The organism is Vibrio sp. A37, from assembly GCF_059777565.1.
Map to the genome: position 1 here is coordinate 311,977 of NZ_JBLNLI010000002.1, position 25,521 is coordinate 337,497.

18 protein-coding genes and 1 pseudogene are annotated in these 25,521 nt (G+C 39.2%); 13 read left to right on the forward strand and 6 right to left on the reverse strand.

The window, feature by feature from the left end; all coding sequences use genetic code 11:
* From ACM2FC_RS05025 to ACM2FC_RS05045, 5 genes are all read left to right on the forward strand, one after another.
* A complete protein-coding gene (locus ACM2FC_RS05025) occupies positions 1-1,401 on the forward strand; it encodes a DUF3131 domain-containing protein (RefSeq protein WP_498479768.1) in 1,401 nt (466 codons plus the stop codon).
* Between the two features lie 10 nt (positions 1,402-1,411).
* Positions 1,412-2,794, forward strand: a complete 1,383-nt coding sequence (locus tag ACM2FC_RS05030; RefSeq protein ID WP_498479769.1) for a DUF3131 domain-containing protein — start codon at positions 1,412-1,414, stop codon at positions 2,792-2,794.
* Entirely contained in the window at positions 2,791-3,720 is a 930-nt protein-coding gene (locus ACM2FC_RS05035; RefSeq protein WP_498479770.1) for a hypothetical protein, read from the forward strand. The genes ACM2FC_RS05030 and ACM2FC_RS05035 overlap by 4 nt, the downstream gene beginning before the upstream one ends.
* 87 nt (positions 3,721-3,807) lie before the next feature.
* Positions 3,808-4,560: a family 16 glycosylhydrolase gene (locus tag ACM2FC_RS05040; RefSeq protein ID WP_498479771.1), complete on the forward strand. Its 753-nt coding sequence runs from the start codon at positions 3,808-3,810 to the stop codon at positions 4,558-4,560.
* Between the two features lie 98 nt (positions 4,561-4,658).
* Entirely contained in the window at positions 4,659-5,933 is a 1,275-nt protein-coding gene (locus ACM2FC_RS05045; RefSeq protein ID WP_498479772.1) for a glycosyltransferase family protein, read from the forward strand.
* Between the two features lie 86 nt (positions 5,934-6,019).
* Here ACM2FC_RS05045 and ACM2FC_RS05050 read toward each other — a convergent pair whose 3' ends face one another.
* The gene (locus ACM2FC_RS05050) at positions 6,020-6,367 is read right to left on the reverse strand and encodes an Hpt domain-containing protein (protein WP_498479773.1); all 348 of its coding nucleotides are present in this window, start codon (positions 6,365-6,367) and stop codon (positions 6,020-6,022) included.
* Positions 6,368-6,376: 9 nt separating this feature from the next.
* Positions 6,377-7,936 carry a response regulator gene (locus ACM2FC_RS05055; RefSeq protein WP_498479774.1) on the reverse strand — a complete coding sequence of 520 codons (1,560 nt, stop codon included), beginning with the start codon at positions 7,934-7,936 and terminating at the stop codon, positions 6,377-6,379.
* Between the two features lie 702 nt (positions 7,937-8,638).
* On the opposite strand from ACM2FC_RS05055, the gene ACM2FC_RS05060 reads away from it, so the two are divergent.
* The 7 genes and pseudogenes from ACM2FC_RS05060 to ACM2FC_RS05090 all read left to right on the forward strand — a co-directional run bounded on the left by ACM2FC_RS05060 (position 8,639) and on the right by ACM2FC_RS05090 (position 20,680).
* A complete protein-coding gene (locus ACM2FC_RS05060; protein ID WP_498479775.1) occupies positions 8,639-10,351 on the forward strand; it encodes a type I secretion system permease/ATPase in 1,713 nt (570 codons plus the stop codon).
* 52 nt (positions 10,352-10,403) lie between these two features.
* Positions 10,404-11,672, forward strand: a complete 1,269-nt coding sequence (locus ACM2FC_RS05065; protein ID WP_498479776.1) for an HlyD family type I secretion periplasmic adaptor subunit — start codon at positions 10,404-10,406, stop codon at positions 11,670-11,672.
* Positions 11,673-12,193: 521 nt separating this feature from the next.
* A complete protein-coding gene (locus ACM2FC_RS05070) occupies positions 12,194-16,948 on the forward strand; it encodes a beta strand repeat-containing protein (RefSeq protein WP_498479777.1) in 4,755 nt (1,584 codons plus the stop codon).
* 196 nt (positions 16,949-17,144) lie between these two features.
* Positions 17,145-17,501: pseudogene (locus ACM2FC_RS05075) on the forward strand (transposase).
* Between the two features lie 404 nt (positions 17,502-17,905).
* Positions 17,906-19,354 (forward strand): Na+/H+ antiporter NhaC, encoded by a 1,449-nt coding sequence (gene nhaC, locus ACM2FC_RS05080; RefSeq protein WP_498479778.1) that lies wholly within the window; start codon positions 17,906-17,908, stop codon positions 19,352-19,354.
* Positions 19,355-19,525: 171 nt separating this feature from the next.
* On the forward strand, positions 19,526-20,395 hold the full coding sequence (locus ACM2FC_RS05085; RefSeq protein WP_498479779.1) for an amidohydrolase family protein: 870 nt from the start codon (positions 19,526-19,528) through the stop codon (positions 20,393-20,395).
* 114 nt (positions 20,396-20,509) lie between these two features.
* Entirely contained in the window at positions 20,510-20,680 is a 171-nt protein-coding gene (locus ACM2FC_RS05090; RefSeq protein ID WP_498479780.1) for a DUF2986 domain-containing protein, read from the forward strand.
* A 51-nt stretch (positions 20,681-20,731) separates the two neighbouring features.
* Here the strand turns inward: ACM2FC_RS05090 and ACM2FC_RS05095 are convergent, their stop codons facing one another.
* The gene (locus tag ACM2FC_RS05095) at positions 20,732-21,550 is read right to left on the reverse strand and encodes a 5'-nucleotidase, lipoprotein e(P4) family (protein WP_498479781.1); all 819 of its coding nucleotides are present in this window, start codon (positions 21,548-21,550) and stop codon (positions 20,732-20,734) included.
* A gap of 588 nt (positions 21,551-22,138) precedes the next feature.
* Between ACM2FC_RS05095 and ACM2FC_RS05100 the strand changes: the two genes are divergently transcribed.
* Positions 22,139-23,518, forward strand: coding sequence for an NCS2 family permease (locus ACM2FC_RS05100; protein WP_498479782.1), 1,380 nt, complete (start codon positions 22,139-22,141; stop codon positions 23,516-23,518).
* Between the two features lie 48 nt (positions 23,519-23,566).
* Here ACM2FC_RS05100 and ACM2FC_RS05105 read toward each other — a convergent pair whose 3' ends face one another.
* From ACM2FC_RS05105 to ACM2FC_RS05115, 3 genes are all read right to left on the reverse strand, one after another.
* The gene (locus ACM2FC_RS05105; RefSeq protein ID WP_498479783.1) at positions 23,567-24,145 is read right to left on the reverse strand and encodes a thiamine phosphate synthase; all 579 of its coding nucleotides are present in this window, start codon (positions 24,143-24,145) and stop codon (positions 23,567-23,569) included.
* A 51-nt stretch (positions 24,146-24,196) separates the two neighbouring features.
* Positions 24,197-24,421, reverse strand: a complete 225-nt coding sequence (locus tag ACM2FC_RS05110; RefSeq protein ID WP_498479784.1) for a hypothetical protein — start codon at positions 24,419-24,421, stop codon at positions 24,197-24,199.
* 125 nt (positions 24,422-24,546) lie between these two features.
* Positions 24,547-25,260, reverse strand: coding sequence for an AEC family transporter (locus ACM2FC_RS05115; protein WP_498479785.1), 714 nt, complete (start codon positions 25,258-25,260; stop codon positions 24,547-24,549).
* Between the last annotated feature and the right edge of the window lie 261 nt (positions 25,261-25,521).

A 25,521-nucleotide genomic window follows, 5' to 3' on the forward strand; every position in this document is an offset into this window, starting at 1 on the left:
ATGAAATTAATTAGTGTTGGACTCATAACTTTGTCCTTAGTCGGCTGTGGAAATAAATATAATCATTTTTCAGACAATATTGTAGATAGAAATACACATTGGACTATCCCAAAAGCTCGACATGGGGATTTAACTGAAAAAGAAATGGATATGGCCCGAATTGCTTGGAAATATTTCGAAAATAATTATCAAGCAGCTACGGGACTTGTCAATGCAGTCAACAACTATCCGTCAGTTACATGGTGGGATGCTGCATCTTATTTAGCAGGAATGACAAGTGCTTATGAGCTCGGAATTATAAATAAAGAAGAATTTGATAGGCGCATGGTGAGATTTTTGACGACGTTAAATACGATAGATCTTTTCATGAATGAATTGCCTAATAAAGCATACAATACAATTACAGCTGCAGAAGTGGACTACGCAAACCAGCCAGGGGAAATTGGCTATTCTGCATTAGACTTAGGTAGGTTGCTTATTTGGCTCTACATAATAAAACATCGATATCCAGAATTTGCAAATAGTATTGATAAAGCCGTTTTGCGTTGGAACTTTTGTAACGTAATTGACAAAAATGGAACAATGTTCGGTGCACTTTTGGAGAAGGGAAAAGAAGTTCAATATTTACAAGAGGGCCGATTAGGTTATGAAGAGTATGCGGCCAAAGGCTTCGAGCTGTGGGGATTCAACACTAAACAGGCAGCCATGCCTGAACCATATGCGACGATAAATTTGTATGGCTACGACGTGCCATACGATACCCGAGACCCAAGAAAACTGAAAGCGCATAGCTATGTAGTCACAGAAAGTTATGTCCTAGACGGTATTGAATTAGGTTGGGATCTTGCATCTGATCGTTCAGGGCACAATCAAAGCTACTCTAATGATTGGATGGCAGAGTTTGCATTGCAAATTTATAGAGTTCAGGAGGAACGTTATAAAAAAACAGGCATTATTACTGCTCGAACTGAACACCAATTGGCTGGTGCGCCTTATTTTGTATATGACACAATTTATACTGACGGTTTCGCTTGGAATACTATCTCAGAAAATGGTGAATTTCTACCTCAATTTTCGGCAGTAGCAGTCAAAGGAGCGATGGGGATGTGGGTACTTTGGGACACGCCTTATACAGATTTATTGTTTGACTATGTTTCCACTGCCTACGATAGGGATAAAGGCTTCTATGAAGGCATTTTCGAAAACGGTACTGGCCTTATAAATACATTCACTTCTAACAATAATGGTATTACTCTTGAGATACTTTTATATAAAAAAGAAGGTAAGTTGTTGACTTATAAAGAGGATGTTGCCCCTAGTATCTGGGAAAAGGCTTTGGAATCACCTTTTGGCTATGAGGGGCAATGTTTGCCACGTAAAAACTTTGCCCTAAAAAAATAAAGGTTAAATAATGCTAAAAGCGCTAAGCGTTGTAGTGATTTCAATCTTAATTTCTTCCTGTGGTGTCATCTATAGAGGGGTAAATGATGGTTTCAGCACACTAAATCAATCTCAACTTTTTAGGCAAGGTCAGTACGGTGATTTAACAGAACAGGAAATTTTTTGGGGAAAAGTTGCTTGGAAATATATTGAAAACAACACACAAGAGGTAACCGGCCTAGTAAATAACCTAGATGGCTTTCCTACTACAAATATGTCCGGTATTGCCGACTATTTAATATCTCTTGTTGCTGCAAAAGATTTACACTTTATAGACAATAAGCAATACGATGAGAGGCTTAGTTTGGTTTTGGGGTTTCTAAATAAAATGGATCTAAGCTATGGCGTTGCACCCAATAAAGTATATAGCACTATAAGTGGTAAAATGGTTAATTATGCGAACCAACCTGAAGATATCGGTTGGTCTTCTATCGATGTTGGCAGATTATTAATAGCGTTGGCTATCGTTAAGCAAGAATCCCCAGAATTTTCTGAATATGTCGACAAAGCGGTTCTGAGGTGGAATTTTTGTGAGTTAGTTACTCAAGATGGAGAGTTATTTGGTTCTACTATTGAGCAAGGTAAGTTAGTTCGTTATAAAGAGGGGCGTTTAGGTGTCGAAGAGTATACTTCCTATGGTTATTTAGATTGGCATATAGTGCCTTATAAAGCAATGGATATTGATCCTTATCAGGTTGTCACTATTTATGGGGTTGATTTACTTTTTGATGCTAGGGATCCAAGAGTCTATAACGTATTAAGACCAATATATAGCACGCCTTTTTTAAGAATGGGGTTAGAATTTAATTGGGACAAAATAGACGACGAGTCTACTTCTGATGCTGTTCATTCAAATGCAGTTATGGCGGCAATGGCAGATGCAATTTATTTAGTACAAGAAAAAAGATGGCAAAATGACAGAATATATACTGCCAGAGGAGAGCATGTTTCTTCTAAGAGTCCGTATTTTGTGTATGACACAATATATGGGCTTGGTACGCCATGGATAACATTAGCAGAAGATGGGTCGTCACATGACTCTCTTGCTTTAGTTTCCACTAGGGTTGCATTTCAAATGTGGGTTTTATGGAAAACTAATTATACCAGTAGACTTTTAACATTAGTGAAGGAGCTTTATGATTCAGATCGTGGGTGGTATGAAGGTAGGTATGAATTATCAAGTTCTTACGAGAAAAGTATAACTTTAAAAACTAACGCTGGTGTTTTAGAGGCTTTATTATATAAAGTTAGAGGTAAATTATATAAGTCTTCCAGTAATAAGGAATATAGAGACGTAAAATTTAATTCTAGATTTGAACATCCAGGAAAATGTTTTGTGGAGACTTTTAGATGAAAAAAACTATAAGTTTTCTTTTCTTAGTCGTTTGCGTGGCGTTACCTTTAAATGCATTTGAAAAAGCTTCAATTGACCTATTTAATCCTCCCACCTTATTATTGTCTCAAGGGAGATTTAGTCAGAGCTCAAATGTTTTCCATTTACAAGCAAACAAGACTCTTACTCTAGAACGTTCTCTAGGTACCCAAACAATGTGGCGTACTGCAGGATTGTTAGAGGTGCTTGCTTCATTGTCTGCCGAGAAACAAGGTGACTCTATCGCATACGAATACTGGGCTAATAGTGTTCGATACTTTTTGATGGGAGGTACATCTTGGGAAAAGATGAAATCTAATCTCAGAAAGGAGTTCGAAAAATCTAACTACAGAATGTCTGCGGTAGGAACAAATGCAAGTGTAGGCTTCGATGTTGATGAAACTTGGATGCAACTTTATTCTCTCATAGGTATATGGGATAGCAAATTAAAGATTTTTGAATATGATTCACCTAGCCATAATTTGGGAAGTAATACAAAAAAAAATAGCCATGGTCAAAATGGTAAAAATAACATAGATAAAGAATATAAAAGTTATACTCCTAATAAAAAACTAAACATAAGTTCTAATTTTTCCGAAACTCAATCATTTATAGTGACTCCTACTGATATACCCGAAGTAACAGTTGAGGAAAAGCTGAATGGAAATTCTAATATCAAATCTATTCCACCGGATAATAAAGAAACCTTTAATGAAAGCATTGTCGAAATTACTCCATTAAGTGATTTGTCTAATATTAAGGAGGGAAAAGTTGATGAAATATCTGATCAAAATGAAACTCATACGCCAAAAATAATATCAAGGGGGAACGTTGAATCTAACTTGGCTGAACCAGTCGAAGCGACTCAACGTAGATCTTTTTCACCAATTGATAGTAAAGAAAAATGATTTGAATTAGATAAAATGCGGAAGTGACATAGAAACACGATTGATATAGTCAATATGATAAAGATATGCCGAACGATTCTTAGCTTTATGCTAACACTTATATATTCAGACTCTGTGAAAAGTTTTTCAGATGATTTGACCACATTGCAATCGGATAAATGGTGGCTGTCTGATGGATGGGAAAATGGCTATCCTTTTCTAAACCGTTGGGAAAGTGGAGCGGTAACATTTGATCGATATGGAATGACCATATCTTTGACCCCCGATTCTTATAGAAAAAATAATGGAGAATTGTCCTTATATTCGGGAGAGCTGAGAAGTATAGACTTTTTTTCATACGGTTGTTTTGAAATAGATATTAAGCCAGTCAAAGCTCCTGGTGTAGTGAGTTCGTTTTTCTTATTCTCGGGTCCCGAGGACAAGGCGAGTGGTGATAGTGGTTTACATAACGAAATAGATATCGAGTTTTTAGGTTCAAACACGAATATGGTTCAACTTAATTTTTGGACTGATGATGATTCATATACTAACAGTCATGAAACTTTGATCTTTTTGAACTTCGATGCATCTAAGAAATTTCATCGGTACGGTATATATTGGGGGGAAGATCGTATTGAATGGTATATTGATGGCAAGTCAATCCTTAAAATACTTGATAACAAGTATGACCCTATCCCTAGCGCGTTAAATTCCAAATTGCGAGTTATGGCAAACCTTTGGGCTACAGACCCTCAAATTTCAAACTGGGCGGGTAAATTTGATACGCAAAGCAAAATAACATACTCAGCGCACTATCGCAATTTCAATTATAAGGCTTACAAAAACTGTAGTGAGGGTTAACTCGCATATTAATATGATATTTATTGATATGCTATTGATTACATACTAGTGTTTATTTAGCTATGCAATTGTCAGAGGAAGGCATTATGGAATCATCGATGGACAACGTTTTAAGTTTATTAAAAGAATCGAATAAAAAGTTTGACCTAACAAACGCAAGCCACCAAGAAAGTCTTATTTCTTTGTCTGACAAACTTATTAGCTTTAAAGACATGGAAAATGAAGAGTTAGATAAACTAGCTGATATATTTAATGCTCCTTTGGAATTTAAGTTAGCAATTAAACTCGTTAAATCTCGTAGGCTTATGAAATCTTTCAAAAATTCGACCAAGGTGGGCATTGTTTATGCTATGTGGGGAGAGCAGAATCGGTTACTACCTAAATCCGACTCTAATATCAACGGTGAAGATTCTTTAAGAACAAAAATTTCTCAACTTAATTGGGTTACTAAAGGGACTAATGTAGATTGGCATTTATATGCGGTTGATGATGGTTGCCCTTATGGAAGCGCCAGCATTGCAAGTAATATTCTGGATACATTGGCAAAAGAGATAAAAAATAAGGTTTCGATTTTAGAGTTAAATAGTGTTTTGCCAACAAATGATGGCCCGTTAAAGCAATTAAAATCTTCAGAAGACTCTAGGAAAGGAGGGGCGATTATATACGGTGCGCAAAGTGCTCTAGATAATGGTTGCGATTGTATCGTATATACAGATGCCGACAACTCTGTTCACTTAGGGCAACTTGGGCTAATTCTTGAACCATTTTGTAATCGAAAAGTGCAAGTAGTTCTTGGGAATAGAAAACATAAAGACTCAATATTAATTAAACAAGAGGAGCGCTGGGGTATAGGAATCAAAACTTTAAGACATATGCAACGTATGATTGGAAAGTCTATTTTTGATCGTGGAATTAATGATACTCAAGCTGCTTTTAAATGTTATGGTAAGGGCGTGCTAGAAAAAATATTGAAGGCTCCTACTGTTTTTGACTTTTCTTTTGATACAGATTGGATTTTTGCAGCACTAGAACTCAATCAGGCTATTGAATCTATCCCATTCGCTTTTATAGATTCAGCCGCCGAGTCAGCCTCTATAGTTCAAGGGCCAATGACAACATGGTATGTACTTATTGATGGGCTTGTAAAATCTGCTAAAGCTAGAAATATCAAATATAGCGAAGAAATGGCGCAAGTTTTTAAAAGTGAAATAATGTCACACAAAGATCTAGAGCTTATCATTGACGTATTACCACCGGAGCTCACTATGGCAAAGGATAAGGATTTAGGAAACCCAATGATAATGTCGCCTCATTCTTTAAAAAAATGGATTAGAAATTTAAAATTACTGGACGAAAAATCTATATTAAAGTAAATAAATTTATATGTTGATTTTTTTCGTATAGAAATGATTAGGAGTTAATATTGATTTCTATACGAAAATATTAAGGCTCACTATTGTTAACTCTGTTTTTCTTCATTTGATTCTATATATACCTTCATTTCACTATTCATTATGTTTATTTTCTTTAATGTTCCTATAAATATTCCAAGATCAGGTTTCTTGTGATCAGATAATTGCAGCTCTAAGTTTTCTAGTCTTTTTAATAAGTCAAAAATTCCAAAGTTAGATAATACACCTTTTAACAAATGTGTTTCTTTGTATAGTCCATCCCAGTCTTGTTTGCTATATAAGGCTGCCATTTTTTTTGTGGTATTTGAGTGTTCTTGAATATATGTTTCTAATACGGTTAATATTAATTCTTTATCATTTCCTAGGTAATGAGAAATATTTCCTATCTTAAACATATTTTAATCCTACATTAATGGGGGGAGGGGTGATGCTTTGAACCCTTTTGTTTTTGATTCTATTAACCAATTACTCCAGCTATCTGGTAATTTGTAACTAGATAAGTCATCTATATATTTATCAATTTTTTTTGAATTGCTAGAATAGTTTTCTAGATAATAAAGAAAATGAATTTTTGCGCAAATTGAGTATGGAAATTTAATTAGGTAGCTCTCTATATCAATATAATTGGAAGGATTATAGTATTCTCTACTATAATTAAATAATCTTCTTATGTTTTTGGGAAAGATAAAATCCCTATTACCCTTTTTTAGTGAAAATTCAATTAAGTTTATTATAGTGTATTCACCAAAGTAATGTAATGCAGGTAAATAATTATATAATAATGTAGAAGGAATGTCTGAAAATTTATCATACAAGAGGGAAATACCAGAAAAGAGTTTGATATGTGCTTTTTGATCATTTCCTTCGTGAATCAAAATATGACATTGAAATAAGGTTATTAATGCCTTTAAGTGCAAAATCCTTTGGCGACTTAACTTCCTACTTATCAGTATATTAAAGCTGTTTAGGTGTTTCAATAAAAAGCTGCGAGTGTTAGTTTGTGAACTGGCAAGATATAACTCCTCTAGGTCTAAGAAGTAAGAGCTAATAGTTTCTATCCAATTGACTTCAATTGAGTTTACGTTATAAGCATATGTGTAGCCAATTTTAACGAGAGCGTCTTTATGTCCAAGTTTGACTGCTAAACTACTAGCAAATAGTGCTCTTTTACTAATGCTTGGAGTTAACTCAAAGACTTTTATCGCATAATGGAAAGATTTTTTTAAGTTTCCATACTTGAAATATAAGAGGCTCAATTGGTCAATTACTATTGTGGATAAAGGTGATTCAATTAGATATGTATGTAATGCTTCTAGAGCCTCGTCTTTGCTATCGTTATTGTCAAAATAAACTGACATAGCGATAGCTTTGTTTGGGTGAGTATTACTACCTGAGAAGGATATCAGTGCGCCCAAAAGGCTCCATTGACCGCAGGAAATTAAATGATGTAATACAAAACTTTCAGCTTCGATAGATGTTCGATATTCATTGATAATCTTTATAGCTATATCAAGTTTTCCTTGGTCAGTTATAGGAAATAGTGCAGAAAGAGCGTCTTTTTTATATAAATCATCCTGCAAGTATTCAAGCTTATCACCAAGTAGCTTTGTTTGAATTGGTTTAGAAATGAAATACCCTGTATTACCAGATAAAGCTGTCAAGACCGTTTCTGGTCTAGTATCACCTGATATAAACAATATGCCAGTCTTACGGCCTATTAGCCTAGTTACATTTAATACTGAAACTAAGTTGAAGCCTGTGATCGATTCTTCCAAGTGATAATCGACTATCAATATGTCAAAACAGTTATTCTCAATAGACTCAATAGCAGTTGCAATACTATTTTTCCCTATAATATTCTCCCGATTAAAGCCTAGAGATATAAGCTGACTTTTGATAAATAATATAGATGTACTGGAATCATCAATAATTAAAATACTTAATTCACTGATACATTTTTTCATGATTAAATTTCCATACCTAGCGTCTTAATCATAGGTGGTTAGTTATTCATGTGCAATAGAACATTCTATTGTTTGACTTTACATCGTGTGATTGACATTGCATAACGTTACGAAAAGTATACCTATGTTATTGCAGTAATTAGAAATATGTGATTTTAGATACTCTGCTTTGGTTGGCTGAGCTGTAAATGTCAAAAATAGGAAAGTAGAATATTCTAACTTTAAAGCTTGAGGTTTCAATTTTTAAGGTAGAGCGAATACGGTGAGAGCGTGTTAGCATTTTTACATGATGTAACTTGTTAGTAATTTCATCTGCCGTAATCACTGAGCGTTGTCGTCCTACATAAGAAATTTCACACTTTATCTATAAGGTACAATTTATGGCGGGAACAATAGTGCGCCTGAACCTCATTTATACATATTACTGAAAGCAGGTCGTGTTTTTCGCGCTATATCTAAAAAAAGCGTCACTGGCATGTTAGTTAGTTTTATCTAAACAGCTCATTCCGCCCAAAATTGTGACAATAATAGTGGATTTTTGCCACGATTTTCATTCCTTCTACCTTGGTTATATTTACTTGGTGAAGGAGAAAATTTTATCTTAAGAAATGTGAAGCTCATGGTGAATTACTAAATAAATTAGACAGAACCCCATCTATACTTGCTACTATATTTATATGAAACAAGTTGTTATGTGTTGTTATGTTTATTATGCGTGATGGGCCGTTTACAGCGGTCCGCAAAGAAGTTTCCTCGGCTCTCTGGTTTAGCGTTGGGATAAACCTGTTGGTGCTCACTGTACCTGTTTACAGTCTTCAGCTTTTTGATCGTGTTATGAATAGCGCCAGTATAGATACTTTAATAGCACTTCTAGTTATTACTTTATTTCTCGTTACGTCACAGGCTGTACTAGAGTACATTAGAACGTTGTTACTTCAGCGATCGGCTCTTAAATTAGATACCACATTGAGTGGTCGCTTGCTCTCCGCAAGTATCGGAAGTTCATGCCAAACCAATAGAGTAGAAAAGCAACCCCTTCAAGATCTGACTACTATACGAAACTTTTTAGTTTCACCTTCGACTCTCTCTATATTAGATTTACCATTTACACCCTTTTTTCTTCTCCTACTTTTCTTTCTGCATCCATACATAGGGTTTGTTGCATTGATTGGCGCAGTGATTTTTTCATTGCTAACTTTGGCTATGATGTTAGGTGGACGTAAACTTAATACTCTTGCTCAAGAAGAAAGTAGCCGTGTAGCGATGGAACTCAATGACTATTTACGTAATGCTCCTACATTAAAAGCTATGGGTATGAGCCAGAGTATAGGAAATCTCTGGGAGAATAAGAATCACTCTGTTTTGAAGCTTCAGTGGCTTGTCAACTCAAGAGTTGGGCTGCTGATGTCGCTCAGTCGTTACTTTAGGACACTGTTGCAAATCGTAGTGTTGACTTGTGGTGTTTACTTAGCTTTGCAACAACAGATAGGCCTAGGGGCAGTGATTGCAAGTACGATACTAATAGGGCGTGTATTAAGCCCTTTTGAAAGTGCTGTAAGCGGATGGAAAACATGGTATAGCGCCTATCAGGCTTGGAATAGGTTAAGTAAGGAATATGCGGATAAAAGTGGCGGCAAAAGAACAATGTTGCCAACACCTAAAGGCGATATTGAATTTAATAACGTAGCTCTCAAATTTCCTGGATCCCAGGCACCTATATTGCAAAACATAAACTTTAAGCTCGGTGCTGGTAACGCTCTTGCGATAATGGGGAATTCTGGTTCTGGGAAATCAAGTCTTGCATCTCTGTTGATGGGAATCCACAAAGCCACAGTAGGTGAGATTAAGATAGACGGTGCCACGGTTGAAAAATGGGATCATGTTCAATTTGGAAAATACATAGGTTACTTACCACAACATGTCGGCTTGCTTGCCGGAACTGTAAAACAAAACATATCGCGTTTCACCGAGGCTAATGACGATGAAGTCATTGCCGCTGCCAAACTTGCTTGCATACACGAACTTATTATGGGATTACCTGATGGCTACGAGACCTACATCGGAGAGGGTGGGGTACTATTATCTGGTGGTCAAAAACAAAGAATCGGTTTAGCTAGAGCGATTTATTCGAACCCAAAAGTACTTGTATTGGATGAACCAAATTCAAACCTCGATCCGGAAGGTGAGTCTGCTTTGGCAATAGTTTTACAGTATTGCAAAGAAAACCTAATTACCGTCGTAATGATTTCTCATCGGCCGGGATTTTTAAGACAAATGGATTGGGTAATTAGTCTCAAAGATGGTCGCATCGATAAAGCAGGGAAATGTGAGCAATTTTTAGGTTTGAATGCTAGTAATAATTCTGCGCCAAATCCAATTTCTGCTGAGTCATTGGCAGATAAACATCGTGCATAGCTGGAGGCCTATGAATACTACGTTTAATACTAACAAATTAATTGTGGCAGGAATGTTAGTGATGGTTCTGGTTGTGGGAGGTTTTCTTTTCTGGTCCATGACTACGCCTTTAAGCTCTGCTTCGGTGACACAAGGACATTTGGTTGTCAAAAGTAAAAGAAAGCAAATCCAACACTTGCAAGGGGGGTGGGTGAAACAAGTTTTTGTTACCGATGGCGAAAAAGTGCAGGTTGGACAGTTGCTTCTTGAGCTTTCCGACGCTAAGACAGAATCTGATTACAAGAGATATTTATACAGAAAGTACTCCCTGCTGGCTCAAAAGGTCCGACTGAACGCTTTACTAAACGGTAAAGATTTAGTTTGGCCTAAGGAACTGAACGTGGAAGAAGATGACCTTCTAATCGTCTCACCTATTCTAAATAGTGAACTTTTGCAGTATCAACAAAGCCTTATCCGTCAACAATTAGTTCATTCACTTTATGAACAAAAAACATCTTTGTATAAAGAAAAAATTCAAGGAAATCAATTTCAAAGAAAAGCGATTACATCACAAAGAGATTTAATAGAGCAAGAGATCAACATGACGAAAGGGCTAGTTGAAAAAGGATATGTAACTAGAACTAGAATGTTGGAGTTACAACGTCACTATGCCCGTATTGAAGCGGAATTGGCAGAAATTAACGTAACTATAGATGTAGCGAGAAGAGAGCTTGAAACACTGGGTAAAACGCATGAAAGCCAATTGCTTGAGATAAAACGTGACTATTCTAACCAATTGAAAGAGATTAACGATGAGTTACGGGATATTGAGCAAATCATGAATAGAGTTCAAGATGCTCGTGATAGGATTCAAATACGCAGTGAGTTTGCCGGGACAGTAGTGGGCTTAAATATATCAAGCGTGGGTGGTGTTGTAAAACCTGGCCAAGTTTTGATGGAAATTGTCCCAGAAAGCGACGAGTTAATTGTTGAAGCAGTTGTTCCACCAAAAGACATCGATGTTGTGAGAAAAGGGCAACAAGCTAGGGTTCGTTTGACAGCATATAGCACTAGAGAAGTGCCACCGGTAGTTGGTGAGGTAGTAAGTGTTTCAGCGGATAGAGTTGTTCAAGGTGGTGATGTTGAGCAATCCGATAAAGGGTATCTGGTAAAAATCCGTTTTGACCCTGATAACTTAAAAAAAATTAAAGCTTCTAAAAATATTGAATTGTATCCAGGAATGCTTGCCGAAGTACTTATATTGGTTGAACGTCGAACGCTTTGGGATTATCTCATAGACCCAATTTCAACTAGTATAGGAAAAGCAATGAGAGAACAGTGATAGGGCATGCATTCTTAGTTCTGCTGTGTTGGTGTCAGAAGCTTGATATAACGAGTTCGACAAGGTTGAATCAAGTACAAAGAAGCTTTGAATTGCCCCTATAAGGGGCTTAATGTTAGCTTTCTAGCTGTAAAAGCATCTGGTGCTCTTCTCCCTTTCTCATCTCACACGATATTGATGTCTGACATTCCTGAGAATTATTTTCTCATTCTTACACGCTTTACAATATGGTGAGACAGAGAAAGGCAACGGTCTTAGCTTCTATGATGACATGATCTAGTACGTTAAGAAAAACCAGAAAAAACAGAGCCTGATATCGATGCTCTGCTGCTATGGAACTTCATATACTAGTAATTGCTTTTTGGCTTCATGAAGCATTTACTAAATAGCCAACCATAATGGTATTTCTTTCCAAAAGTGCTACGCTTTTACTACAAGATTAATATGAAACAAAGCGCATTAATGTTGATATTTCAAATATTGTTAGTTTTATAAACTTACTTTAGCAACGGAGAAAACTAATGGAAGGTTCAAAGCTAGACGATGTTATTGTTGGAACAGATAATAACGATGCAGTAAACAGTCGCTCTGGAAACGATGTCATTGAAACCCGTTCAGGAGATGATTTTGTTGTTGCTGGTGAAGGTAACGATAATGTCCTAGCTGGTGACGGTGCTGATACGGTGTTAGGTGATGTCGAATATGAGCTTACAGAAGCAAATCCAAATCAGGATCCTTCGGATCATTCCTGGGGAACTTCTCAAACCGTTTACGAGTTTGTTAACGAGAACAATGATAGCCAGACCGCTCACTCTATTAAGCTCAATAATTTCGTTGTCAATCAATCTGTGAGTACCACCACATCCGCATCGGGATTTTCGCCAAACAGCTCTATTACGGTTCAGCTTAAGGATGATGACGGGAACATCATCTCTTCTCAAGTAGTGAAAGTTGAAAGTAACGGAGCCATTAACGTAGATATCAATATTGAAGAGTCTTCTATTGGAGACAATGGCGAAGTTACCATCACCTTTTTAGACGCTCATAATACTCCCATCAACGAAATCGATGAAATGAGTGTTGCTGTAAGAAATATTTATGACGATACAATTGATGGTGGTAAGGGTGATGACATTTTAAAAGGACAACAAGGCAACGATACAATTTATGGTGGAGAAGGTAATGATTTCTTAGATGGAGATATCAATGACGATAACTTACATGGTGGCACTGGAGATGACACTCTGATCGGAGGTAGCGGAAATGACTTATTAGCTGGTGATGCCGGAAACGATACTCTTCTGGGTTCTGATGGGGATGATGAGGTATATGGTGGTCAAGGGGATGACCTCCTTATGGGTGAGCTTGGTAACGACACTTTGCATGGTGGTATAGGCGATGATGTACTCTTAGGGGATGATGGTCACGACCAACTTTTCGGCGGGGAAGGCCAAGATAAGCTTTTTGGTGGTAAAGGAAGCGATAATATCGAAGGAAATGTTGGTGATGATGAGATTCACGGAGAAGAAGGTGATGACAATATACTTGGAGGCGAAGGTGATGATTTGGTGCTCGGCGGCGCAGGCAACGATTCAATTTCTGGTGCCCAAGGTAAAGACTTACTCCTAGGTGGTGATGGTAATGACGATCTAATTGGTGGTGAAGATAACGACGTTCTCGTTGGTGAATTAGGAGACGATACACTTTCTGGTGGAGATGGCAACGATACCTTGTTTGGCGACTCTGGTAATGATTCGCTAATTGGAGGATCGGGAAATGACCAACTGTTCGGTGGTGAAGGTGATGATACGATCCATGGTGGCGAAGGTGATGATATTGTTCATGCGAATGAAGGCCTTGATAAAATCACAACAGGTCTAGGAGACGATCAAGTTTTCGCTGGTTCAGGAGATGACATCATCGACACTGGTGAAGGTGCTGATACTATCTACGGAGAATCTGGCGACAATACGATATCAGCAGGTGCTGATAATGACACCATTTATACCGATGCTGGAAATGACTATGTCGATGCTGGTACCGGAGATGACACTATTTATGCTGGCGACGGTGAAAACAAAGTTTTATCTGGTGCAGGTAATGACCTCATTTACAGTGGATCCGATAACGACACAATTGAGTCAGCTGAAGGTCACGATACTGTCTATGCTGGTGATGGCAACAACTCGATCGAAACAGGTATCGATCACGACACAGTATTTTCTGGTAGTGGGGAAGATAAAGTTGAACTAGGGGAAGGTCATGACAAAGCTTTTACTGGCAGTGGCAACGACACTATTACGTCAGGAGCAGGAAATGACCAGGTTTATGCTGGCGATGGCGATGACACTATATATGGTAACTCAGGAAACAATCTGCTTTTTGGTGAAGAAGGAAACGACACAATTACAGCTGGATTGAACTCCAGTGAGCTTTTCGGGGGAGCTGGTGAAGATACCCTAGTTGGTTCAGTTGAGAGTGATAAAATCTATGGTGGTAGTGACAATGACATCATCAATGCGAATGCTGGAGATGATGTTGTCGAAGGCAATGACGGTGATGATCGCATTAATTTGGGTCTCGGTCATGATGTCGCATTTGGCGGGTTAGGTCACGATCATATTTCTGGCGGTGAAGGTAACGATACACTTATTGGTGATTCAGGGGATGACGTACTACTAGGTGATGCTGGGGACGATATTCTAATCGGTGGAAAAGGTAACGATCTCTTAGATGGTGGTACTGGTCGCAGTGAAATTTACGGCGGAGATGGTAACGATAATATCATTGGAGCTCTTCAGGATGACTTACTTTCTGGTGGTTCAGGTGACGACACAATTACTTCTGGGCAAGGAGACGACATTGTGTTTGCCGGTTCAGGCGACGATAGGATTGAAACAGGTGAAGGTTCAGACACTGTTTACGGAGAATCAGGTTCAAACACAATTTCAACAGGTCTAGGCGATGATACTGTCTATGGCGGTATTAATACTGATACGATCACCCTCGGCGCTGGAAATGATAAAGCATTCTCAGGAGACGGCAAAGATAACATAGATGCTGGAGCTGGAGATGACCATATTGATGCCGGGGCTGGAGATGACATTGTCAAAGGTGGAGCTGGAGACGATTCCCTTTTTGGTGGTGCGGGTGACGATGAATTAATTGGTGGTGAGGGCTACGACTTTATAGCTGGAGGTGAAGGTGACGATATCATAGTTGATGATGGGCAAGATACGATACTGGGAGAAGCGGGCAACGACACGTTAGTTGCTGCAGCAACAGGTAGCCACAATATTTTTGGCGGCGAAGGTAACGATAGCATCATAGGTAGCAACGCAAGTGATACGCTTTATGGCGGTGCTGGCAATGATACGATTTCTGGCGCAGAAGGTGAGGACACTTTATATGCAGGCTCGGGTAATGATACCGTAAATGCAGGTTCAGGCGACGATATTGTCTACGGTGAGGCTGGAGCTAATCAAATATCTCTAGGTGATGGTGAAGACACGCTTTATGGTGGTTTAGGATCGGATACCGTTACTGGTGGAGAAGGAGCTGATACGCTCTATGGTGCGGAAGGTAATGACGACTTGTCAGGAGGCGAAGGTGAAGACTTCATCGACGCTGGTCAAGGTAACGATACAGTCTCTGGTGGCGATGACAATGACCTAATTTTTGGTGGTGCTGGTGACGATACAATCACAGGGGATAAAGGTGATGACCTGCTTTATTCAGGTAGCGGAAACGACACTTTATCAGGCGGGGAAGGAAACGATAAGATAACGGCTGAAGGAGGTACAAATACGTTATCAGGGGAAATGGGTAACGATATCCTTCTTGGAGGTGAAGGTGCTGATACCATATTAGGAGGAGCCGGATCTGACTATATCGAAGACACCTCTGATTCTAACAGTATTGACGGTGGTGAAGGCGATGACATAATAAAACTCGCTGGAACTAATAATACAGTTCATGGCGGTAGCGGCGAAGATCTAATTAAAATAGAAGACTCTGACTTTAATATCATAAGTGGAGACGGTGATAACGACACTATCGACTTAACAGGAATGAATAACAAAGTGGATGGCGGCGAAGGTAATGACACCATCAATGCTGTAGGTAGCCTAAATAATATACGTGGTGGCCTCGGCAACGACGTGATTACTGTTGATTCTGGATCCAACACCGTTTTTGGTAACGAAGGTGATGACAAAATTACAGCGGGAAGTGGTTCGGATACACTCCATGGAGATGAGGGCAATGACACCATAATTGCAGGCTCTGGTGATGATAGCCTGTTTGGAGGATTGGGCAAGGATAAGCTTTCTGGTGGCATAGGTGATGACAACCTCGAAGGTGGCGATGACAATGACTACCTATCAGGAGGGTCTGGTAATGATAAGCTGTACGGTGACCATGGTAACGATACATTAAAAGGCGATTCAGGCCAAGATACGCTTTTCGGGGGAGATGGTGATGATACCCTTCAAGGTGGAAGCGGCAACGACATCCTATTTGGGGAAAAGGGTGACGATCTGTTATCAGGAAACGGAGGCAATGATATGGTTTATGGTGAAGAAGGAAATGACTCGATATCAGGAGGTAGTGGCGAAGACTATATTTCTGGTGGTGAAGGCAACGATTCACTGAGTGGCAATGATAATTCGGATACCCTGGATGGCGGTACTGGGAATGATCAGCTTTGGGGTAATTCAGGAGACGATACCTTATACGGTCAACTTGGAAATGATGTCTTGGATGGTGGTGAAGGAGTTGACAGACTGTATGGTGGAGCAGGTAATGACCAGTTAGTGTTCGATTCTAGCGAACTTAACACGGGTGAAGACAACTTGGTTCACTTTAGCGGAGGTTCTGACTTTGACGTTCTGTTGGTCAATAACGATAACCAGACTCAGATGATTGACATGACTCGAAACACGTTTCAAGAGTTGGAAGGTGTTAAAATTAGCTCGAGTGATACCGCTTTATCCCTTGCACTTGATAAGATAGCGGCGAATAACACGGCCGGTGATACCGCTGGACAGTTTGTTTGTACTGGTGCAAGCAGCATCGATGTTACTGGGTGGGGCTGGCAGCTCACTGAAAGCCATGTTGAGATGAACTCTGATTTACAAGAAATTTACCAAGCCAGCAATATTGATACTGGTTCGTTACTAGGTTATCGATTCGAAAATGCTTCTGGACAAGAAGTTGTTATTTGGAGTGACTTAGATAGCGGTGGTATGCAGTTCCCAGACTCATCTGATGTCTGATTCGTAGTTTTAAAGAAAATACCCGCCTATGATGCGGGTATTTTCTTTTCTATTCCTAAACCACCTCCTTCTAGGAAGGTGATGGTAGTCTAGTAGCGGTTATGCTTGAAGGACGCCTATGTTTAAAATCGTCCCATTTTATAGCTAGCAAATGAGGGGAAAAAAGAACATGAGCAAATATTAATTCGCGTCGCATGTGTATTATCGGTGTCAGTACCATATAGGATGGACGCTTAAACATCGTTTAAAGATATTGAAAATTGGGTAAAGAGCGTTGTCGTAGTATTTACATTTTCAGTAATATGAAAAGTTGTAAAGTCATAGAGTTGAATGTGCAAGTAGAATCATGTCAACTTAGTCGTGAGGTTGCCTCATCGCTTGAGTATTTCGAAATATAAGGCTTTGTTTTAAAGGCTGAACAGCGATTAGAAGGTTTAATTTCCGTATTAATAAAGAAGAAGCTCTGGGGAAACCATTTTGTCACTGCAGGCATTTCGTAGACTCGTTAGATATGAACGAGAAAATCATTTGCAGGAAGGTTATTTGCACCTAGAAATAAATTTAGTCTCTTCAATAAATACGACACTTCCTTAATCGATTTATCAGCCTTTATCCTGTTGGGTACGTCGTTATTTGTAGTTGCCATTTACGCAAACTGCGTGATCTGATGGCACTATTACAAAGTTGGAATGGATTGAAAGCACTTTACCTGTTAATTTGTTTTTAATATCAATTAAATAACCTGAGCTCGGGATAATTTAAGCCTATCAGCACCGTTATTTTAGCGTCTAACGTCCTTAAAACCAACGCAATAGACTCGCTATTGCGTTGGTTTTGCCTAGTTATCCATCTAAAATATCGGCACTGATATTTTTAATGGATTAATCTATTGAATATTTAGATTTTGTCGACTTTCTTATCTCGAGCTCAGGTTAAATAGATACAATTATCAAGAATATGGATATCGTAAAAAAGCAATGTAGGCCACTCCCTACCTTTCTACAATCTTTGCTAACTTTTGTGTCAATAATAACGGTTATTGGTGTGGGGATTTTTTATCTCCAAGCAAGTTTACATAGTTTGTTGTTGATTTGCCTACTAATCGCGGGCACTAGTGCTTGGAAATTAAGTGAAAACGGATTTAAGTCAATCCGCAACGCTATGAATAGTGGCATCAGTGGTGCGTTACCTGCTATTTACATTTTTATCTTAATCGGTGTTCTAATCGCTTCGTTCATACAAAGTGGTACGATTGGCGCGCTGATTTACTACGGTATTGAGATCATTTCCCCAAGCATCTTCTTACCCGCCAGTTTACTACTCTGCACTTTTATGTCACTTGCGACTGGCACAAGTTGGGCAACGGTGGGTACGGCTGGTGTGGTACTCATGGGTATTGGCAATCTAATTGGCATTCCGTCCCCTTTGATTGCGGGAGTTGTGATATCTGGTGCATGCTTTGGTGACAAGATGTCTCCTGTATCAGATACGACTAATTTGGCGTCTATGGCCTCAGATACTGATTTATATAGCCATATAAAAAGTATGCTGTATACATCCGGTCCGAGCTACATAATTTCTCTCGTTATTTTTTCCATTGTTGGGCTAAGTTACACCGAAGTATCAATACCCGTTCAAGAACTACAAACATTGTTAACTGGCATACACAATACGTTCACTATTAATCCAGTGTGTTTGTTGCCATTTGCCGTGATGCTGGTATTGAGCTTTAAAAAAGTCAGTGCTGAAGTGTCAATGTTCAGTGCAGCAATCGTTGCTGTGGTTATTGCGGTCACATTACAAGGTGCTAATTTCACGTCGGTGTTAAATGCATTGTATAGCGGTGGGACTTTCGAAACAGGCGTAGATTCACTGGATTCTTTGCTCGGTCGTGGCGGCATATCTTCAATGATGTGGACGCTTTCTTTGGCGTTAATGGCGCTTGCGCTTGGTGGGATATTAAACAATTTTGGTTTCTTACGCGCAATCATTACTAGAATCTTACGTGTGGTTAAACGAGGAGCTAGTCTTGTTACAGCAACTATCGTCTCTTGTTTAGTGGGTAATATGAGTATGGGTGAAGCTTACATGTCCATTATTTTAGGAGGGCAGTTGTTTGGAGACGCTTATGATGAGCATGGAATCGACCGTTCTGTAATGTCTCGCTCTTTAGAAGAGGGTGCAACGTTAACTACCGCACTGATTCCGTGGACGACTGGTGGAGCTTTTTTTGCATCGGCGTTAGGGGTGAACGTATTCGACTACGCTCCTTGGGCTTTACTGAACTGGATTAACCCAATTCTCTCTATAGTTTTCGCCTATCTAGGTATTGCGTTATTTAAAGTGAATACAAGATCAGCAAAAGCAGAAAAGGCTTCAAAAATACACAAAGCCGAAAATCTATAAAGAGTCTGTTTTGAATCAGATTGAGATGAGGATACAATACGTATTTGAACGATATTGTAATACAATATTGAAAAATGTGGTCAAGGTCATTTACCTTTAGCCCCTCTGTTACATAGAATCTTTGCTCTTACTTATTGAGTATCAAGTATTTTACGCGTGCAGGGCAACACTATGACAATACTACCTTCAGCTGAACCTTATGATCCATTTGTCAACAACCCAAAAACGCTGACGCCTCATGGTGCAGTCGATTGCCATGCGCATTTGTTCTCCTCTCGATACCCATATGTTGATAACCGTACATATAACCCACTCGAAGCAAGTGTTGGAGCTTATTTACATTTACATAAACGTTTAGGCATTGAGCATGGTGTGATTGTTCAACCAAGCGTTTATGGCAACGACAACCGATTGCATTTAGATGCACTTCGTTATTTGAATAACAATGGCTATAACTATAAAGGTGTTGCTGTTGTTGACGCGAATGTATCAGAGCGAACTTTAGATGAGTTGCAATCTGCTGGTTTTTGTGGAGTACGAATGAATCTCATGTTTAAAGGAGGGCTCGATTGGCGAGAAATCGAAAAGTTAGCTCCTCGCCTCGCTGAGCGTAGTTGGCATCTGCAATGCCTCATCGATGTATCGAGATTCAATGGGTTATATCAGAAGCTTAAAGCGCTACCTGTCCCCGTGGTGATTGATCACTTTGGTCAACTAACAACTGAAAGAAAGGTGAGCGACTTAGGCTTTCAAGAGCTACTAAAGCTCATGTGTGAGGGTAAGGTTTGGACGAAATTGTCTGCTCCATATGAGCTCTGCATGCAAGCTCCTCCGTACGAGGAGGTGATACCTTTTGTTCACGCTTTGCTTGAAGCCAATCACGAACAATGTGTATGGGGCTCCAATTGGCCTCATCCACGAGTAAAGTCAAGAATGCCTAATGATGGGGACTTACTTGATAGTTTGTGGCATTGGTTGAGGGATCCGGCATTGTATCAGAAGATACTTGTTGATAACCCGAGTCGACTTTACGGATTTTAATTTTATTGCGCACAACGTCGTTACCAAGAAGAGTGAATTGCCGTTAAATTTGCGATCCTTGAGAAAACTCTATATCCTCGTTGGCCATTTTTAACAATATGTGGCTGTCTACATATGAATAGAAAAAAGAAGATAAATCAAATTCTTAAGAGTAAGCAGAAAAAGAAAAATGCGAAGCTGCATAAAAGCAATAAGCCTAAATATATCTCGAAAGCTGAGCGTGAGAAGATGGCATTGGAGCAAGAAAATGTTGAAAATGGGAATAGTGAAGAAAGTGTTGAATAGTCAAAGGAGTGACCTCCTTTGACTGAGTGTGACTAACGCAAAGAAACGATTTTATTTGCCATCCCATGCGTGTAGTGCATCGTGACGTACTTTACTTTTGCCTGCATTATCTAATTTGAAGTAGTTTTTCGCCATACCGCCTTCCCATCCGCCATAGGTTGGGTTTGGTAGAACAATGTAGCGAGTGCCATACAGCAATTGATCATCTTTTACATGTTCACGACGATCTTTATTTGATTTGTGTATGACTTGAGAATCAAAGTCGTCTAGGTTATCACCTATGAGCATTACAATCTTATAGCCTTCGCCTGTAATTATGTTACGGCGGGCTTTCTTGTCTGAGGTCGTGGTTTTTAAAAGTACCGTTTTTTTGTTTACTCCCGCGAAGCCAAGTTTTTCGAGGTTTTTCATGGTTTCTGTTAGGCTAGATTCAGAACGGTTGCTAACATAAAATACTGTGCCACCGTGAGAGTCCACATACTTTGAGAATGCTACAGCGCCAGGAATGGCTTTTGCTTTGCCAGCGTTTTCCCATTTACTCCAAGTTTTAGAGGAGTATCCCTCACCATTTTTAATTTGCCATGCCGCATAAGCGCTGTTATTTATCATGGTTTCGTCGAGATCAACGACAACAGCAAGCTTTTCGTTTGGCTTAGCTTCTTCTTTAAAATGGTCGAATGACATTCTAGCTACGTTAAAAGCTTGGTAGGCTAGCGCCTGATATTCTCCAGATTGTTGCACCCAATCGACGGCTAATACTGCTTGATTTTGTAGTTGAGCACTTGTCACTGGCTGCTCTTTGGCTGCAACTTGCCATGAAGTAGCAGAAATTATTGCTGTAGCAATAACGGCCAAAGCTGTTTTTTTCATTTTACACTCCCGTAAATAACGTCGAGGATCGTCCCAAGTAAACCTGAGTATGGGTTAATCTAATGAGATAAATGCCCATTCAAAGTAAAAAATATATATAAACGTAATATTTCGTTATCAAATATTACGTGTGCATTGTCGATTAACTCCATTCCGAACTGCAAGCACGACTTCAAACGGGTTTTCGCAATTGAGATCACGATCTCATGAGAGTAAAGGTTGCACATGTTGCAACTATCTGAGATGTGGAGCCATTTATTTGATGGATGGTAAAGCGATATGGCCTAAAGGTGAGTGAAAAAATTGGTGAGTTATTTAAAAAATCATACGAACCGGCAATTTTGATTAATTGTTTTTAAAACAAATAGATAAAAAATGCGAGTTAAATTCACAGAATTAAATCTCGATAATCTTTGATCTAAAGTATTACAAACGCAAACGTTTGCTGTATGCTGTGCCGCTCTAAAATCTTATACGTTTTGTGAATGGTTAAATGTATGTGAATTAAGTTTGATAATCAGTTTTATCAACACCCAACATATCCACTTCACAAATAAATTGAACAGGTATTCCTAAGGAACTATCAACATGTCTGAAAAGACCTCATTCACCCAAAAGCAAGCTTCACAGGGTGGCAGCGAAAATCACATTAGTGGTTTTGATAAGTTTTTTAAAATTACCCAACGTGGTAGTAACGTAAAACAAGAGTTTGTTGCTGGGTTGACTACGTTTTTAGCGATGGTTTACTCGGTTATAGTCGTTCCGAATATGCTGGGTGCAGCGGGCTTTAACCAAGGTGCAGTATTTATTGCTACTTGCTTAATTGCAGCATTTGGTTCTTTAGTCATGGGGTTGTGGGCACGTTTGCCGATGGCAATTGGTTGTGCAATTTCGCTGACGGCCTTTACTGCCTTTAGCTTAGTTTTAGGGCAGGGCGTCAGTGTTCCTGTTGCTTTGGGCGCGGTTTTCCTAATGGGTATTGTCTTCACCATTATTACCGTTACCGGCATTAGACAATGGATTTTGAAGAACTTACCTTTTGGGGTCGCGCATGGAACAGGAATTGGTATCGGCTTATTCTTACTGTTGATCGCGGCTAATGGGGTTGGTCTAGTAATCAAAAACACAGAAGCTGGCTTGCCAGTCTCACTAGGTCATTTCACGTCATTCCCTGTCATCATGTCGATTGTTGGGCTAGCGGCGATCATTGGTCTAGAAAAACGTAAAGTGCCTGGTGGTATTTTGCTTGTGATAATTGCGATTTCGATTGTAGGGCTAATATTTGATCCAAATGTGGTTTATAAGGGTTTGTTCGCAATGCCAACATTTGGTGGAAAAGATTCTTTATTTGGTAAGCTGGATATCATGGGCGCTTTATCGCCGGTGGTTATTCCAAGTGTACTCGCTTTGGTTACCACTGCTATTTTTGATGCAACAGGTACGATTCGCGCTGTCGCTGGCCAAGCGAATCTATTAGACAAAAATGGGCAAATCATTGATGGTGGGAAAGCTCTTACTTCAGACTCCATGACAAGTGTTGTCGCGGGGCTTGTCGGTGGTGCTCCTGCTGCAGTTTACATTGAATCTGCTGCTGGAACTGCAGCTGGTGGTAAAACAGGCTTAACAGCAACCGTAGTCGGCGTACTATTTTTGTTTATGCTGTTTTTATCACCTGTTAGCTATTTAGTCCCTAGTTACGCTACGGCACCCGCCTTAATGTATGTTGGACTGTTAATGTTAGGCAATGTCACCAAGCTAGACATGTCAGATTCAGTGGACGCTTTGTCTGGCCTAATTTGCGCGGTGTTTATTGTCCTAACCTGCAATATTGTAACTGGTATCATGTTAGGGTTTGGTTCACTAGTGATTGGTCGTGTTATTGCTGGTGAGTGGAAGAAACTCAATGTTGGCACCGTTATCATCGCCATTGTTCTAGTTGCATTTTATGCAGGTGGTTGGGCAATTTAAGCCAACCACTTGACTTAACCTATCGCCCACAGAATCCTGTGGGCTTTTTTATCCGGCTATATTCCAAAATGCTCTTTTTGCAGCGACACCGTGTGCACCATTACTTAATGCGTCTTGATAGTGACTAATATCTAACCCGCCCAATGCGTAAACTGGCAAATGAGTTTGGCTTGCAAATTTCGAAAAAGTGCGCCAACCCATTGGTATTCCGCGTGGACTGCTTGGGGTTTTAAATATCGGGCAAACTATTGCTATGTCAGCAGATAGGCTTTCTGCCTTCGCTAATTGTGACTCAGTATGGCAGGCGATAGAAAGTAACTTGTCACCCTCTATTGGCCGAGAGGAGTATTTTTCAGCTTCAAAGCTTGGAAGGTGAATTCCATCTGCCCTAGTTGTCTCTAGTAAATCCACTGAGCCATTAAGAAGAACTTTAGCATCATAACGATGAGCAAGCTCTATGACTGGATGGGCAAGTGTCAGATATTTGTCTATAGAAAGATTTTTTGAACGTAGCTGAATCAATTTGATTCCATGGTTCAAACTATTTTCTAACCCTTTCAGATACTGATCCAAATCTGACTCAAAATCTGGTGTGATTAAATAAAGATTGAGCTTATCGTATGTCATAGCTAGCCTACTTTGAGTAACGATTACATTTTTTGATTATCACTTAAAGCGCTAGCTTAAACTGCTTGCCGCTTCCCAGCAATGCATCTCATGCTTTAATACTTGAAGAAAAGTGTTTTGGGGCAGTTCAATGTCTATTAAATGATGAATTTGTTTGTCTACCATACTTTCAATTTGCTCAACGAGCTCTGTAAATGCTTCGGAAGCCCAATGTTGTTCACAGTCACAGTAAGCAGTAGGAAAAGGCGCATAGTTTTTCCATGACTGATTGAACACTCGATAAAGGTGTCATGACGGGCTCCTTATGAAGAAGTATTTCTGTCGGAGCCCAAGAGTATATATATGCTCGATACTGAGGTTAAATAAGTAGTTTGTATGGTGAGTAAGTGATTAATTAATGATTATACCCAATACGTTAATGCAACCGGAATGACAATGATGGTCATTAGGGTAGAAATCAATATTACACTGGCTACATTTGGGGCTTCTTCTTTTCGGTAGATCGAAACCCATAAATAAGTGCTAGCAGCTACGGGCATCAAACCTTCCAGTATAAATACTCCTCTGGCGATCCCTTCAAATCCAAATATCGGCAATGAAATCCAAGTAATAAAGATGCCCGCAATTAAGTGATAGATCGCCAGTCCAGCTCCCAGCTTTAAGTTTCCCAGCTTCATTGTCGATAGGCTGTGACCGAGCGTCAGTAGCATTAAAGGGATAGCAAGTCCGCTTAATATATTAAGCCCTGAAGCTATAGGCTTAGGAAAATGCGTATTGGTTAGTAACATAGCGACAGAAATAACAACCGAATAAATCACTGGGCTAGTAAGTAGTTGTTTTAATGTAAAGTTACCAGAGCTAATCCATCGTCCAACTGTAAAGTTAAATACCGTCACTGCGACAACAAGTGCAAGCCCATATATCAAACCTTTTGGGCCATAAACCAATGCGCAAATTGGCAGTCCTGTGTTGCCCACATTACTTAAACTAAGTGGTGATAGGTAGGTTCGAAATGATAGGTTTGTGCACTTTAATAATATTGCAGTAAGAGCTAAAAAGACGAAAATGACCCAAACACCAGACAATAACATTTTAAAAAAAATGTCTAAATCCACATTCTTTCCGACCAGATGAGCAAGTATGAGCGAAGGGTAGCCAACATTTGCCATGATACTTGTGACAACTTTTGTATCAAAAGGCTTATTAAATTTTCCGAGTAAAAAACCTACAAGAATACATAATAGGACAGGTAATATAATGTTTAGAATATGATAGAAAATATGTTCCATAAAAAGCCCATGTCTAAATACTTACGGCATCGGTCGCATGACCAATAAGCTAAATTGTCGATACAAAATATCGTTTAGGCTAAAGAG

Bases quoted from the DNA above. Each gene is read 5' to 3' on its own strand.
- ACM2FC_RS05050 (WP_498479773.1), bottom strand. From the start codon at position 6,367: ATGTTTAAGATAGGAAATATTTCTCATTACCTAGGAAATGATAAAGAA.
- ACM2FC_RS05085 (WP_498479779.1), top strand. From the start codon at position 19,526: ATGACAATACTACCTTCAGCTGAACCTTATGATCCATTTGTCAACAAC.
- ACM2FC_RS05070 (WP_498479777.1), top strand. From the start codon at position 12,194: ATGGAAGGTTCAAAGCTAGACGATGTTATTGTTGGAACAGATAATAAC.
- ACM2FC_RS05095 (WP_498479781.1), bottom strand. From the start codon at position 21,550: ATGAAAAAAACAGCTTTGGCCGTTATTGCTACAGCAATAATTTCTGCT.
- nhaC (WP_498479778.1), top strand. From the start codon at position 17,906: ATGGATATCGTAAAAAAGCAATGTAGGCCACTCCCTACCTTTCTACAA.
- ACM2FC_RS05030 (WP_498479769.1), top strand. From the start codon at position 1,412: ATGCTAAAAGCGCTAAGCGTTGTAGTGATTTCAATCTTAATTTCTTCC.
- ACM2FC_RS05065 (WP_498479776.1), top strand. From the start codon at position 10,404: ATGTTAGTGATGGTTCTGGTTGTGGGAGGTTTTCTTTTCTGGTCCATG.
- ACM2FC_RS05100 (WP_498479782.1), top strand. From the start codon at position 22,139: ATGTCTGAAAAGACCTCATTCACCCAAAAGCAAGCTTCACAGGGTGGC.
- ACM2FC_RS05105 (WP_498479783.1), bottom strand. From the start codon at position 24,145: ATGACATACGATAAGCTCAATCTTTATTTAATCACACCAGATTTTGAG.
- ACM2FC_RS05060 (WP_498479775.1), top strand. From the start codon at position 8,639: ATGTTTATTATGCGTGATGGGCCGTTTACAGCGGTCCGCAAAGAAGTT.
- ACM2FC_RS05040 (WP_498479771.1), top strand. From the start codon at position 3,808: ATGCTAACACTTATATATTCAGACTCTGTGAAAAGTTTTTCAGATGAT.
- ACM2FC_RS05055 (WP_498479774.1), bottom strand. From the start codon at position 7,936: ATGAAAAAATGTATCAGTGAATTAAGTATTTTAATTATTGATGATTCC.
- ACM2FC_RS05090 (WP_498479780.1), top strand. From the start codon at position 20,510: ATGAATAGAAAAAAGAAGATAAATCAAATTCTTAAGAGTAAGCAGAAA.
- ACM2FC_RS05035 (WP_498479770.1), top strand. From the start codon at position 2,791: ATGAAAAAAACTATAAGTTTTCTTTTCTTAGTCGTTTGCGTGGCGTTA.
- ACM2FC_RS05045 (WP_498479772.1), top strand. From the start codon at position 4,659: ATGGACAACGTTTTAAGTTTATTAAAAGAATCGAATAAAAAGTTTGAC.
- ACM2FC_RS05025 (WP_498479768.1), top strand. From the start codon at position 1: ATGAAATTAATTAGTGTTGGACTCATAACTTTGTCCTTAGTCGGCTGT.